This is a genomic window from Candidatus Ruminimicrobium bovinum (assembly GCF_902760015.1).
In the GTDB taxonomy this organism is placed as follows: domain Bacteria; phylum Elusimicrobiota; class Endomicrobiia; order Endomicrobiales; family Endomicrobiaceae; genus Ruminimicrobium; species Ruminimicrobium bovinum.
The window spans coordinates 1-13,251 of record NZ_CACWEU010000221.1; the positions used below are offsets into that span (position 1 = coordinate 1).

The following is a 13,251-nucleotide window of genomic DNA, read 5'->3' on the forward strand; positions in this document are numbered from 1 at the left end:
GAAATTGAAAGACCAGGTTGCGGTTATAACCGGAAGTGCTCAAGGTATAGGCAAAACCATTGCCGAAACATTTGCAAGAGAAGGTGCAAAAATTGTTGTTACCGATATTAATTTTGAAAAAGCACAAGCTGCCGCGGAAGAAATAAAAAATAAATATAATGTTGAAACTATTGCCGTTGCAAGTAATGTTACAAAACTTGAAGATTGTGAAAATTTGATGAAACAAACTCTTGACAAATTTTCAAAAATTGATATATTAGTAAACAATGCCGGAATTACAAAAGATAATTTGGTTTTAAGAATGAGCGAACAGGAATGGGATGCGGTAATATCTGTAAATTTGAAAGGTGTATTTAATTCAATTAAAGCCGTTACAAGAACCATGTTCAAACAAAGACACGGCAGAATTATAAATATAGCATCTGTTGTAGGTATTATGGGTAACCCCGGACAGGCGAATTATTCCGCATCAAAAGGCGGAGTTATTGCCTTAACAAAAACATGTGCAAAAGAATTTTCATCAAGAAATATTTTGGTTAATGCAATTGCACCCGGTTTTATAAGAACGGCAATGACTGATGCTTTATCGGAAGATGTAAAGAAAAAATATGCCGAAGTAATACCTTTAAAAAGATTGGGTGAGGCACAGGATATTGCAAATTCGGCATTATTTTTGGCAAGTGAAGATTCTTCTTACATTACCGGAAACGTTATAAACGTTAACGGCGGAATGTACATGTAGTTTTAAGGGCTTGTAATTTATTTAAAAATATAGTAAAAGTAAAAAGTTGGTCGCAATAAAAAAGGGAGGAAGTTAAAAATGGCAGACATAGAAACAAGAGTAAAAGAAATTATTGTTGAACAATTAGGAGTAGATCCGGCTGAAGTTGTTCCGGGTGCATCTTTTATAAATGATTTAGGTGCAGATTCATTAGATACCGTAGAATTGGTTATGGCTTTTGAAGAAGAATTCGGTATTGAAATTCCTGATGAAGAAGCTGAAAAAATTCAATCGGTAGGACAAGCTATCGAATACATAAATGCCCATCAGGCTAAGTAAGTTGGGAAGTTATGAATAAAAAAAGGATAGTTATTACAGGTATAGGAGCTGTAACTCCTATAGGTTTAACCGTTAAAGAATTTACCGAAAGTTTAAAACAAGGTAAATCCGGTGCCAGCTTCATTGATGCTTTTGATACTACCGATTTTTCGGCAAAATTTGCGGGTAATATAAAAAATTTTAATCCGGAAAATTATATAGATAAAAAGAAAGCAAGAAGGATGGCAAGGTTTAATCAATTCGGTATAGCCGCTGCAAGGGAAGCTATTGCCGATTCCGGGCTTGATTTAACAAAAGAAGATTTATCAAGAATAGGTGTTGTTACCGGAACAGGAATAGGCGGTATGGAAATTCTTGAAAGAGAACATACCTCCTTAATGGAAAAAGGACCGAGAAGAGTAAGTCCTTTTTTAATTCCGATGTTAATAACAAATATGTTACCGGGTGAAATTGCAATAGAATACGGTTTTACCGGTCCCAATTATACCGTAACAAGTGCTTGTGCTTCATCAAACAATGCAATGGGTGAAGCTCTTCGTTTGTTAAGATACGGTGATGCCGATGTTATAATTACCGGCGGTGCAGAGGCAACAATAACGCCTATTTCAATTGCGGGTTTTTGCAGTTCTAAAGCGCTTTCCACAAGAAACGACGATATATTAACGGCATCAAGACCTTTTGATAAAGACAGAGACGGCTTTATGATGGGTGAAGGTGCAGGTATACTTGTTTTTGAAACTTTGGAACATGCTTTAAAAAGAAATGCAAAAATCTATGCCGAATTTGCAGGATACGGTGCTTCCGACGATGCATATCATATGACGGCACCCCATCCGGAAGCAAACGGCGCAATGGCTGCTATGGAAGCTGCAATAAAAGATGCAGGTGTTTCAAAAGATGAAATTGATTATATCAATGCACACGGAACATCTACCTCGATGAATGATAAAACCGAAACTTTGGCAATAAAAAAGGTTTTCGGTGATAAAGCATATAAAATACCGGTATCTTCTACAAAGTCGATGACCGGTCATTTATTAGGTGCTGCAGGTGCTGTTGAAGCAATTGCAATAATTGCATGTATGCAAAACGGTTTTATACATCCGACGATAAATTATAAAACACCCGACCCCGACTGTGATTTAGACTATGTTCCTAATGTTGCAAGACAACAGCAGATAAATTGCGCTTTGTCGAGCTCTTTGGGTTTCGGCGGACATAATGCCGTTGTAATATTAAAAAAATATGTCGGATAATATTGATAATATTAAAGAACTTCAAAGCATAATTAAATATAAGTTTAAAAATGAACGATTATTGAAATTAGCTTTGACACATAAATCTTATTCTTCCGAAAACGGTATACTATATTGTAACGAGCGGATGGAATTTTTAGGTGACAGTATTCTGTCCGCTATAGTTTCAAGCTATTTATACAATAAGTATCAGGATAAGGAAGAGGGAATTCTTTCCCAAATAAAGGCACAAATAGTTTCGGCTGCAAATTTAGCCGTTTGGGCTAAAGAAATAAAGTTGGATAAATTTATTCTTATAAGTAAAAATGAAGAAAAAAATTCCGCCAGAAAAAGAGATACTTTGTTGTGCGATTCTTTTGAAGCTGTTACCGGTGCAATTTTTTTAGACGGCGGTTTTAAAGTTACCAAAAGTTTTATAGAAACTTTCCTAAAATCTCATAAACAATTTAAAATAATTGATTATAAAACCAAGTTGCAGGAAAAAATTCAATCCGATTTTCAAACTTTACCGAAATATGTTGTCGTAAAAGAAACAGGTCCCGACCACGATAAAAAATTTGAAATAGCGGTTTATGTAAAAGACAAGTTTTTCGGGAAAGGAACAGGCAATTCAAAAAAACAAGCAGAACAATTTGCTGCCCGCAGTGCACTGTTAAAGGTTGAAAATAAAAAAATATAACATTAGAAATAAATATATTTCCCGTTATTAAAGTTGAATAAACAATAAGCAGATGTTATTTTTTGATTAATTATAAACTGAAATTTTAATTGGTCGGGAAGGCGGGATTTGAACCCGCGACCCCCTGCTCCCAAAGCAGGTACGCTAGCCAGCTACGCCACTTCCCGAGTTACTGCGATTGTATTGCTAAATGTCTGTGCATTATATATTAAAAAACCATTTTTGTCAACCTTTTTGCTGGCTTTTAATGTGTTTTGTCTTTTAAATTATCTCTCATTTTTATATAATCAATATCTACCTTAAAATACGGTTAATATAGGAGGATATTATGGCAGAAATAAATGTTACCGAAGCAAATTTTGCTCAGGAAGTTTTACAATCACAAATTCCGGTATTGGTTGACTTTTGGGCAACCTGGTGCGGACCATGTAAAATGTTGTTACCGGTAATAGACGAAATAGCAAAAGAATTTGAAGGAAAGGTGAAAGTTTGCAAGGTAAATACCGACGAAAATATGTCATTATCGTCGCAATTTCAAATAACTTCAATTCCTTGTTTAATAATTTTTAAAGGTGGAAGGGCTGTTCATAAAATGGTAGGTTTTAGACCAAAAACAGATATAGTGAGGGAATTAAATGAAATTATTTAATAAAATTTTATCGGTTGTTTTGTTTGTTATGTTAATGTTTACAAATATTGCTTGTGCGGAACAAGCAACTAATTTTGAACTTAAAGATTTATCCGGAAAAACCGTTTCGTTGGAAGATTTTAAAGGCAAAGTTGTTTTTGTGGATTTTTGGGCAACATGGTGTCCGCCGTGCAGAGCATCAATTCCTGCTGTTGAAGAACTTTATGAAAAATATAAAGATAATAATGATGTTTGTTTTTTAGGAATAAATTTAAGTGAAGATAAAGATACTGTTGCTAAATTTGTTGAAAAACAGGGGATTACGTATAAAATTTTACTTAGCAACAATAAAGTTATAACTGATTACGGAATAAGAAGTATTCCTGCATTTTTTATTATTGATAAAAACGGAACTGTTGCAAATAAATATTTAGGTTACAGACAGGGTTTGGAAACAAATTGGCAGGAAAATATTAAAGCATTATTGGATTAAAGGATAAAGTTATGTTATATGATGTTATAATAGTCGGCGGAGGTCCGTCTGGACTTTCTGCCGGAATTTACACTTCAAGGGCAAGACTTAAAACTTTGCTTATTGAAAAAGCCGGTTGCGGCGGACAAATAGCAATAACCGACCATCTTGAAAACTATCCGGGTTTTGAAGATGGAATAAACGGTTTTGATTTGTCGGTAAAAATGGAAAAACAGGCAAGAACTTTCGGTTGTGAAATAACTTACGGTGAAGTTGTTTCAATACAAACCGAAGAAGAAATAAAAAAAATTATACTTTCAGATGATAAGGAATATTTAACGAAAACGGTTGTTATAGCAAGCGGTGCAAATTTTAAAAAATTAAATGTCCCCGGAGAAAAAGAATTTACGGGTAAAGGTGTTTCTTATTGTGCAACTTGTGACGGTCCTTTTTTCAGAGAAAAAGAAATTGCCGTTATAGGCGGCGGAGATTCCGCACTGCAGGAAGCATTGTATCTTACAAAATTTGTTAAAAAAGTTAATTTAATTCACAGAAGAGATGCTTTTAGAGCGGCAAAAATTTTACAGGAAAAAGTTTTTAAAGAACCGAAAATAAATATAATTTATGATAGTGTAGTTGAAGAAATATCCGGAACAGATACTGTTGAACGGATAAAATTAAAAAATGTTAAAAACGGTAATATATCCGCATTAGAAGTAAACGGAATATTTGTTTTTGTAGGATGGTTGCCGAATACAGGTTTTTTAAGTAATAGCAAAATAAAATTAAATCAAAACGGTTATATTATAACCGACGATAATATGAAAACATCCGTTAACGGTGTTTTTGCCTGCGGTGATGTTCGGGAAAAAATTTTAAGGCAGGTAGTTACCGCAGCGGGTGACGGTGCAACCGCCGCAATTTCGGCACAACATTACTTAGAAAACAATTTATAATGTATAATGTAAAATTTATAATTAACGACAAACAGCGACAAAGAATATTTTATATTACACATTGTAATTTTGTTGTTAAACTATCAGCCCTAAGCTGTAAACTTTCCAGCCAAAAGATTACGGAGTGTTTTTTTTATGAGTAAAGTTTTATATATCATAGATGCAAGTGCATATATTCACAGAGCATACCATGCAATAAAACCTTTAACAACATCAAAGGGTATTCCGACAAATGCCGTCTACGGTTTTATAAAACTTGTAAATAAAGTAAAAAATGAACAACATCCGGATTACATTGCCGTATGTTTTGACCATCCGTCAAAAAACTTCAGGCATAAATTATCACCGGAATATAAAGCAAACAGAAAACCGCTTGATGCGGATTTAATAACGCAAATGCCTATCGCACGCCAAGCCGTAAAAGCAATGGAACTTGCATGTTTTGAAAAAGAAGGTTTTGAAGCCGACGATATTATAGGAACAATAGCCAAAAAAGCGGAACAACAAAACATAAAAGTTGTTATTGTTACCGGTGATAAAGATTTGTTTCAACTGGTAAATGAAAACATAAACATTTGGAACGAAGCTAAAAACATAATGTTTGACCGTCAAAAAGTTTTTGAGAAATACGGTTTATATCCTGAAAATATTACAGATATGCTTGCTTTAACCGGTGACAGTTGCGACAATGTTTGCGGTGTTAAAGGAATAGGCGAAAAAACTGCAGTTAAACTTATAAATACTTACGGGCAAGTGGAAAATATTATTGCAAATGCGGATTCAATAAAAGGAAAATTATCACAGGCAATAAAAGATGGTGCCGATACATTGTTATTAAGTAAAAAGTTAGTGCAACTTGAACTTAATGTCCCTGTTGAAACTTCACTTGAACAAATGAAATTTAATGATAATTTGTTTGAACATGCCCTGGATTTTTTGAAAGAATATGAACTTTATAGTTTTATGCCGTCTGTTCCTCATGAAAAACGAAATGAAAATATTATTAAAGAAATAAAAAATAATCCGATAATAATTGACACAAAAGAAAAAGCTGAAATTTTGCAAAAAAATTTATTGCAACAAAATGAAATTGTAATAAACATTGAAACATCGGGACATGGTATTATGCAGGATTTAATTGTCGGTGTTTCTTTATGTTACGGGCAGGATAACAATTATTACATACCGATAAATCATAATGATTTTATTTTACAGCAAGTTAAACAGGAAGAATTTGTTGAAATATTCAAACCTGTTTTTGAAAGTAAAGATATAAATTTTATCGGACATGATTTGAAATTTGTAAAGCATATTTTAAAAACGATAAATATAAATTTACAAAATATTTTTTTTGATGTTATGTTGGCTTCTTACTGCATAAACCCGGCACAAAAACATACCGTTGAGAATTTAGCATTAAAATTTTTAAATTTCTATATAAAAACCGAAGAAGAAATTTTTTCAAAAGGTGCAAAAAAAATTAAGCCGGATAATCTTTCAATTGAAACACTCGGCGAATATTCCTGCTCGAAAACAATCGGTATTTATAATTTAAAAAATAAATTAACCGACGAACTTAAAAAAAATAATTTACAAAATTTATTTTTTAATATAGAAATGCCGGTTGTTAATGTTCTTTATGATATGGAAGAAACCGGAATAAAAATAGATAAAGAATTTTTGGATAATTTTGATAAAGAAGTTACAACGGTAACAGCAAGCATTGAACAAAATATTTATAATATTGCACAAGAAAAATTTAATATAAATTCACCTAAACAACTTGCAACCGTTCTTTTTGAAAAACTGCAACTTCCTGCAATAAAAAAAACAAAAACGGGTTATTCTACAGACGAATCTGTTTTGTTGGAACTTGCCGAATATGAAATTGCAAATGAAATTTTAAAATACAGAGAATTGCAAAAATTAAAAACAACTTATATCGACTCTATAAATAAATTTGTTGAACTTGAAGGAGAAAGAATTCACACAATATTTAACCAGGCGGTAACTACAACCGGCAGGTTATCGTCGTCAGACCCGAATTTGCAAAATATCCCGGTAAGAACCGAATACGGTAAAAAATTAAGAAATGCTTTTGTTGCCGATGAAGGTAAGATGTTTATTTCGGCCGATTATTCTCAAATAGATTTGCGTTCGTTGGCACATATTTCAAAGGATAAAAATTTAATAAAAGCATTTAACTCAGGTGCCGATATTCATACCGCAACGGCTATGGAAATTTTTAATATTGAAAAAAAGGAAGATGTAACAAAACAACAAAGGTCGGCGGCAAAATCCATAAATTTCGGTATAGTTTACGGAATATCTTCGTTCGGTTTGGCAAAACAACTTGATATTTCCGTTAAACAGGCAAAAGAATATATTGATAATTATTTTTTAAAATACCCGGGTATTAAAAATTGGTCCAAGCAAATAATAGAAGAAACAAAACAAAAAGGATATGTTAAAACAATTACCGGAAGAATAAGATATATTCCGGAAATTAATTCCGCAAATAAACAAATTGCAATGTTCGGTGAAAGAATGGCATTAAATACTCCCGTTCAGGGAACATCTGCCGATATTATAAAAATAGCGATGATAAATATTTATAAAAAATTAAAAGAACAAAATTTAAAATCAAAAATATTAATACAGGTTCATGACGATTTACTTTTGGAAGTTCCTTTTGAAGAAAAAGATATAATATTAAAATTGCTAAAATACGAAATGGAAACGGCAGTAAAATTGGATGTTCCGTTACTTGTGGATGTAAAAACAGGAACTAATTGGAACAACTTAAAAACAAATTGCTAAGCAATTTGTTTGAGGGATAGAAGTATAGATGTATAGAGGGATAACAACGAAACAGCAACGACAAAAAATAAATTTGTCATTGTAAAGGGTTTTAGTCCTTTAGCAATCCAGTGTCGTTGTCTTTTCAATACGTCCGTTCATCTATACATCCATACATCAAAAATTGCTTTGCAATTTTTTAAGAGGTAAAAGTGATAATAGGTCTCACCGGTTCAATAGCTACCGGTAAAAGTCAATCATCCAAAATATTTAAACAACTCGGCTGTTATATAATTGACGCCGATAAGTTGTCAAGAACATTAACGGTTAAAGGCAGTAAATGTTTAGCCGATATAGTCCGAGTTTTCGGTAAAGATATATTAAAACCTAACGGTGAACTTGATAGAAAAAAATTAGGGCTTATAGTTTTTAGCGATAAACAGGCAAAAACCGAACTTGAAAAAATAATTCATCCGCATATAATAAAAAAAACAAATGAAGTAATTGCAAAAAAATATAAAACCACCGATATTATTGTTGATGCTCCGTTACTTTTTGAAGTAGGGCTTGACAGGGTTTGTGATAAAGTTATTGTTATATATGCAAAATATCACCTGCAACTAAAAAGGTTGATGAAAAGAGACAACCTTTCAAAAAAGGAAGCCGAAAAAAGAATTGCACTTCAAATGCCTATAGAAGAAAAAATGAAACTTGCAGACATTACAATTGATAATTCCGGCACACTTTCCGAGCTTAAAAGAAATATCAAATTTATTTATAAAACAATAAAAGTTATTGAATTATAGGGTTATAAGATTATAAGTTTAGTAACGAAAACCAAAAAAATAACCTATAACCCGATAACCCTATAAACTTATAAACTAAATTTATTTTAAAGTTGTGAATTTCTCATTGCTTCATACTGCGCAGGAGTAAGTATTCGTTGAAGTTCAATATTTGTATTTTGCTCCGTTTTATATATTTCCATTGATAAGTTTGATATTTCGTTTTCAAGCTTACTTATTGTTGCTTGGTTAGGAACGGCTTTTGCTCTTTCCTGTTCCAAAGTAACGGCTTTTGTATTTTTTTCAATTCTTAACATATCAAGTTTTTGTCTGTTTGTATCAAACAATCTTTGCATACTTTCCTGTTGCAATTGACTTAAAGTTAAGTTTTCCGAAGGAACCGGTTGTTTTTCAACAACAACAACTTCTCTCGGTTTATTTCTCTTTGCGGAATTACTTGCTGCAACGGCAAAGGCGGTAAGTGCGGTTAAGCCCAAAAATGCATATACCGCATTTGAACGACTGCTGTAGTAATATCCGTGATGTCCGTGCCCGCCATGATGATGAGGCGGATGATGCGGACCATGCCCCGGACCGCGGTGCGGACCGCCCGCAAATGAAGTTACCGATAAAGTAAGCATTAACATTAAACTTATTATTATTTTTGTTTTCATTGTTTTACCTCAATTTTATAAATTTACCGCATCCGATAATTAGACATTATATCAAATTAAAATGTTTCACATTTTTTTTTAAATATTATAAAATCTATATTAAGTAAATAAATAAAGGGGGCTTTTATTATGGCAATAAAATCTTTTGTATTGGATACCAATGTTTTATTACATGACCCTGATTCAATTTTTGCATTTGCGGACAATAAAGTTGTTATTCCGTTGACCGTTATAGAAGAGCTTGACCGTTTTAAAAAATTTAATGACGAACACGGCAGAAGCGCAAGGCAAATTTCAAGAATTTTAGACGGTTTAAGATTAAAAGGAAAATTATCGCAGGGTGTTCCTATAAAAAACGGAGGAACATTATTTATTGAAATGATGCATCAGGTCAGTTTTCCGGAAGAATTTGCCGTTTCAAAAGACGATCATCAAATATTATCGGTTGCATTATATCTAAAACAAAAAGGCGAAAATGTAATTTTTATAACAAAAGATATAAATTTACGAATAAAAGCCGAAATCCTTGATATAAATACACAGGATTATGAAAAAGCCAAAGTTAAAATTGACGAAATATATAAAGGTTGGAGGGAAATACAAGTTTCTTCCGACAGAATAGATTATTTTTATAAAAATTCAAAATTGGTTCTTGAAGGTGATTTTTATCCCAATGAATTTGTTGCTTTGAAAGATGTTGCGGGCTCTTCAAAAAGTGCACTTGCAAAATATTCGGTAAAAGATAAAGCATTACTTCCTTTGTTCCATATCAATTCTCAACCTTGGGGCTTAAAACCTTTAAACATAGAACAAAGGTTTGCTTTTGAACTTTTGCTTTGTAACGAAATAAGTTTGGTAACGCTTATAGGGCTTCCCGGTGCAGGTAAAACTTTACTTGCTTTAGCCGCGGGCTTACAAAAAACGGTTGAAGAACATCAATTCAGAAAACTATATATTGCCCGTCCTATTATTCCCATGGGTAAGGATATCGGTTTTCTGCCGGGAACAAAAGAAGAAAAACTTTCGTCATGGATGGGTGCAATAAACGATAATTTGGAATTTTTGGTAGACAAAGGTCATGACGATTCAAAAGTTGACGAAAAAATAGATTATCTTTTCAGTTCGGGACAAATTGAAATAGATTCTTTAACCTATATAAGAGGAAGGTCTTTACCAAGGCAATATATTATTATTGACGATGCACAAAACCTTACACCGCATGAAATAAAAACAATAATTTCGAGGGCCGGAACAGGAACCAAAATAGTTTTAACCGGTGATCCGTATCAAATAGATAATCCTTATTTGGATGCATCTTCAAACGGATTAACTTACCTTGTTGAAAGGTTTAAAGGTCAACCCGTTTACGGACATTTAATGTTCTCAAAAAGTGAAAGAAGTGAATTGGCAGCTTTATCTTCGGAGTTGTTATAAATGACGGATGAACATTTTTTTGTAGATTTACATATTCATACGCATTTTTCCGACGGAACTTTTACACCTACGGAAGTTGTAGAGTATGCCGCCAAAACAGGTTTGGCAGCCGTTGCAGTAACAGACCATGATACCGTTGACGGTATTGAAGAAGCATTGGAAGCCGGTAAAAAATACAATGTGGAAGTTATTCCTGGAATAGAGTTATCTGCAGAATGTGACGAGCAAACTAAAATGGAAATGCACATTTTAGGTTACTATATAGACTGGAAATCCGAAAAGTTTAAACAGGCACTTAATGTTTTTAAACAGGCAAGAAAAGAAAGAGCCGAGAAAATTTTTCAAAAATTAGACGGGTTAGGACTTAAATTAAAAAAAGAAGGTTTGGTGGAGTCCGTTGATGAAAAAGTTATAGGAAGACTTCATTTTGCAAAAGCACTAATTGCCGAAAATTATGTTTCTACCGTCCAGGAAGCATTTCAAAAATATTTGGGAACCGATAAAAGTGCTTATGTTCCCAAATATGCAATAACACCTGCACAGGCAATAAATTTGCTGCATGAAAGCGGCGGTTTGGCGGTTTTGGCACATCCTTATTACGGGCATTATAATAACCCTTTAATTATAGAAAGTCTTGTTCGTGACGGACTTGACGGTATAGAAGTTTGGCACAGCAGACATCCGCAACATATATCAAAAAAATTGCTTATGCTTGCCGAGAAATTCGATTTGGCAGCTACGGGCGGTTCCGATTGCCACGGTAAAAGCCCCGACGGCGAACATAATATGATAGGTAAAATTAAAGTTCCTTACACCGTTGTTGAAGAACTTGAAAGAAAGAAAAACTATTTATAATGAAACCGATATCCAAAAGTATTTTTTTGAAATATTTGCAGTGTCCTAAACTTGCATGGCACTTATACAGAGATTTAATTAAAAAAGAAAATTCTTTCAGTGATAATTTTTTAATTTTTGAATCGAAAAAAATTCACTCTGCGGCGCAACTGCTTTTTAAAGATGCCGTTAAAGTGCAAGCTGCCAATTTTCAGGAAGCAATTCTTAAAACCAAACAACTGATACAAGATAAAAATGTTAATACAATATTTGAACCGGCTTTTGAGTATAACGGTTTTATTGCAAAAACCGATATATTAAAAAGAACCGATACCGGCTGGCAAATTATAGAAATAAAATCCGGAAATAAATGTAAAAACAAATATATATCGGATTTGGCTTACTGTTGTTTTATAGCATCAAAAAATATTCAATGTATTAATAAAGCTTCTTTGTTTTTATTATCAAAAAATTTTTATTTAAGTTCTCCCGTAAATTTATTGTTCAGTGAAAAAGACTGCAGTTTTGAAGTATTTTCAAAAGCCGAGGAAATTGAAAAAACTTTTGAAGAAATAAAAACTTCTTTAACTTCCGAAACTGTTCCGCCGGCAAATTTAAAATTAATCTGTAAAAACTGTCCTTTATTTTTGCAATGTGTAGGTAAAGATATTAAATACCATATCTTTGATTTGCCGAGATTGTCGGCAAAAGTTTTTGAACAACTTAAACAGTTGAATATAAGCAAAGTTGAAGATGTTCCCGATACAATAGAACTTACACCTGCTCAAAAAACAGTAAAAGACTGTATAATAAACGACAAAATTTTTATAAACCCTAATTTAAAAAATGATTTGAATAAATTAAAGTTACCGTTTTATTATTTGGATTTTGAATCCATGATGACAATTTATCCGGTATATGCAAACATTGCACCGCATTCGCAAATTATTACACAATATTCTTTACACAAAGTTTCCGACTTAAATTTTAATAAAATTGAACATTTTGAATTTATTGCCGACCCCAAAAAAGACTGCCGTAAACAATTGATAATGAATTTAATTGAAAATTTACAAACGGAAGGCAGCATAATAACATATTCGGATTTTGAACACAACATTATATTGAATTTAGCAAAATTGTTTCCCGAACTTTCGGAAAAAATACGTAATGTTGCGGAAAGAATTGTTGATTTTGAAGTGATATTAAGGAATAATTATTACGACAAAAATTTCCACGGAAGAACTTCAATAAAAAAAGTGTTGCCCGTGCTTGTTAAAAATATGAATTACGACAATTTGGATATAGCCGAAGGCGGTTCGGCTTCGGCACATTTTGCATATATGGCAATGAATATGTATTCCAAAGAAAAAGAAGAAGAAATAAAAAAAGAACTTTTACAATATTGTTGCCAGGATACACTTGCCCTTGTAAAAATTCATCAATTTTTATCAAAATGCGCATCTTAAAAATTTTTTACTGTTTATAATCCTATAATTTTCCGATACATACTCTAAATTTACTCTGCAAATTTTTCTTGCACCTTCAATTTGATTTATAGTAAAATATAACATTATGAAAAACTACAAACTTTTATCAGGAAACGAAGCTCTTGCACAGGGAGCTTACGAGGCAGGACTAAAATTTGCAGCTTCCTATCCGGGAACACCTGCA

13 protein-coding genes and 1 tRNA gene are annotated in these 13,251 nt (G+C 32.7%); 12 read left to right on the plus strand and 2 right to left on the minus strand.

Translation table 11 applies throughout. The features are described 5' to 3' along the window. Nucleotides 1-4: 4 nt before the first annotated feature. The 4 genes from fabG to rnc all read left to right on the plus strand — a co-directional run bounded on the left by fabG (nucleotide 5) and on the right by rnc (nucleotide 2,995). Complete coding sequence (fabG, locus tag ACMUOV_RS07410) at nucleotides 5-742, plus strand: 3-oxoacyl-[acyl-carrier-protein] reductase (protein WP_413854503.1); 738 nt, start codon at nucleotides 5-7, stop codon at nucleotides 740-742. A gap of 78 nt (nucleotides 743-820) precedes the next feature. Then, nucleotides 821-1,060: an acyl carrier protein gene (locus tag ACMUOV_RS07415; protein ID WP_413854489.1), complete on the plus strand. Its 240-nt coding sequence runs from the start codon at nucleotides 821-823 to the stop codon at nucleotides 1,058-1,060. An 11-nt stretch (nucleotides 1,061-1,071) separates the two neighbouring features. Continuing rightward, nucleotides 1,072-2,316: a beta-ketoacyl-ACP synthase II gene (fabF, locus tag ACMUOV_RS07420; RefSeq protein ID WP_413854490.1), complete on the plus strand. Its 1,245-nt coding sequence runs from the start codon at nucleotides 1,072-1,074 to the stop codon at nucleotides 2,314-2,316. Next, on the plus strand, nucleotides 2,306-2,995 hold the full coding sequence (gene rnc / locus ACMUOV_RS07425) for a ribonuclease III (protein WP_413854491.1): 690 nt from the start codon (nucleotides 2,306-2,308) through the stop codon (nucleotides 2,993-2,995). The genes fabF and rnc overlap by 11 nt, the downstream gene beginning before the upstream one ends. Nucleotides 2,996-3,085: 90 nt before the next feature. Here the strand turns inward: rnc and ACMUOV_RS07430 are convergent. Beyond that, nucleotides 3,086-3,162 (minus strand) — tRNA-Pro (locus ACMUOV_RS07430). 161 nt (nucleotides 3,163-3,323) lie between these two features. On the opposite strand from ACMUOV_RS07430, the gene trxA reads away from it, so the two are divergent. From trxA to coaE, 5 genes are all read left to right on the plus strand, one after another. Further along, nucleotides 3,324-3,644, plus strand: coding sequence for a thioredoxin (trxA, locus tag ACMUOV_RS07435; protein WP_413854492.1), 321 nt, complete (start codon nucleotides 3,324-3,326; stop codon nucleotides 3,642-3,644). Next, a complete protein-coding gene (locus tag ACMUOV_RS07440; protein WP_413854493.1) occupies nucleotides 3,631-4,116 on the plus strand; it encodes a TlpA family protein disulfide reductase in 486 nt (161 codons plus the stop codon). Before trxA ends, ACMUOV_RS07440 begins: the two co-directional genes overlap by 14 nt. An 11-nt stretch (nucleotides 4,117-4,127) precedes the next feature. Continuing rightward, nucleotides 4,128-5,051, plus strand: a complete 924-nt coding sequence (gene trxB, locus ACMUOV_RS07445; protein ID WP_413854494.1) for a thioredoxin-disulfide reductase — start codon at nucleotides 4,128-4,130, stop codon at nucleotides 5,049-5,051. A gap of 135 nt (nucleotides 5,052-5,186) precedes the next feature. Beyond that, nucleotides 5,187-7,871, plus strand: a complete 2,685-nt coding sequence (polA, locus tag ACMUOV_RS07450) for a DNA polymerase I (protein ID WP_413854496.1) — start codon at nucleotides 5,187-5,189, stop codon at nucleotides 7,869-7,871. 191 nt (nucleotides 7,872-8,062) lie between these two features. Then, complete coding sequence (gene coaE / locus ACMUOV_RS07455) at nucleotides 8,063-8,656, plus strand: dephospho-CoA kinase (RefSeq protein WP_413854497.1); 594 nt, start codon at nucleotides 8,063-8,065, stop codon at nucleotides 8,654-8,656. Between the two features lie 86 nt (nucleotides 8,657-8,742). Here the strand turns inward: coaE and ACMUOV_RS07460 are convergent, their stop codons facing one another. After that, on the minus strand, nucleotides 8,743-9,309 hold the full coding sequence (locus tag ACMUOV_RS07460; protein WP_413854498.1) for a hypothetical protein: 567 nt from the start codon (nucleotides 9,307-9,309) through the stop codon (nucleotides 8,743-8,745). A 129-nt stretch (nucleotides 9,310-9,438) separates the two neighbouring features. On the opposite strand from ACMUOV_RS07460, the gene ACMUOV_RS07465 reads away from it, so the two are divergent. From ACMUOV_RS07465 to ACMUOV_RS07475, 3 genes are read left to right on the plus strand one after another with little or no spacing between them, the layout of a single operon-like run. Then, entirely contained in the window at nucleotides 9,439-10,743 is a 1,305-nt protein-coding gene (locus ACMUOV_RS07465) for a PhoH family protein (protein ID WP_413854499.1), read from the plus strand. Further along, entirely contained in the window at nucleotides 10,744-11,598 is an 855-nt protein-coding gene (locus tag ACMUOV_RS07470; protein WP_413854500.1) for a PHP domain-containing protein, read from the plus strand. It begins immediately after the preceding gene. Next, nucleotides 11,598-13,046: a DUF2779 domain-containing protein gene (locus ACMUOV_RS07475; protein ID WP_413854501.1), complete on the plus strand. Its 1,449-nt coding sequence runs from the start codon at nucleotides 11,598-11,600 to the stop codon at nucleotides 13,044-13,046. The genes ACMUOV_RS07470 and ACMUOV_RS07475 overlap by 1 nt, the downstream gene beginning before the upstream one ends. Nucleotides 13,047-13,251: the final 205 nt, after the last annotated feature.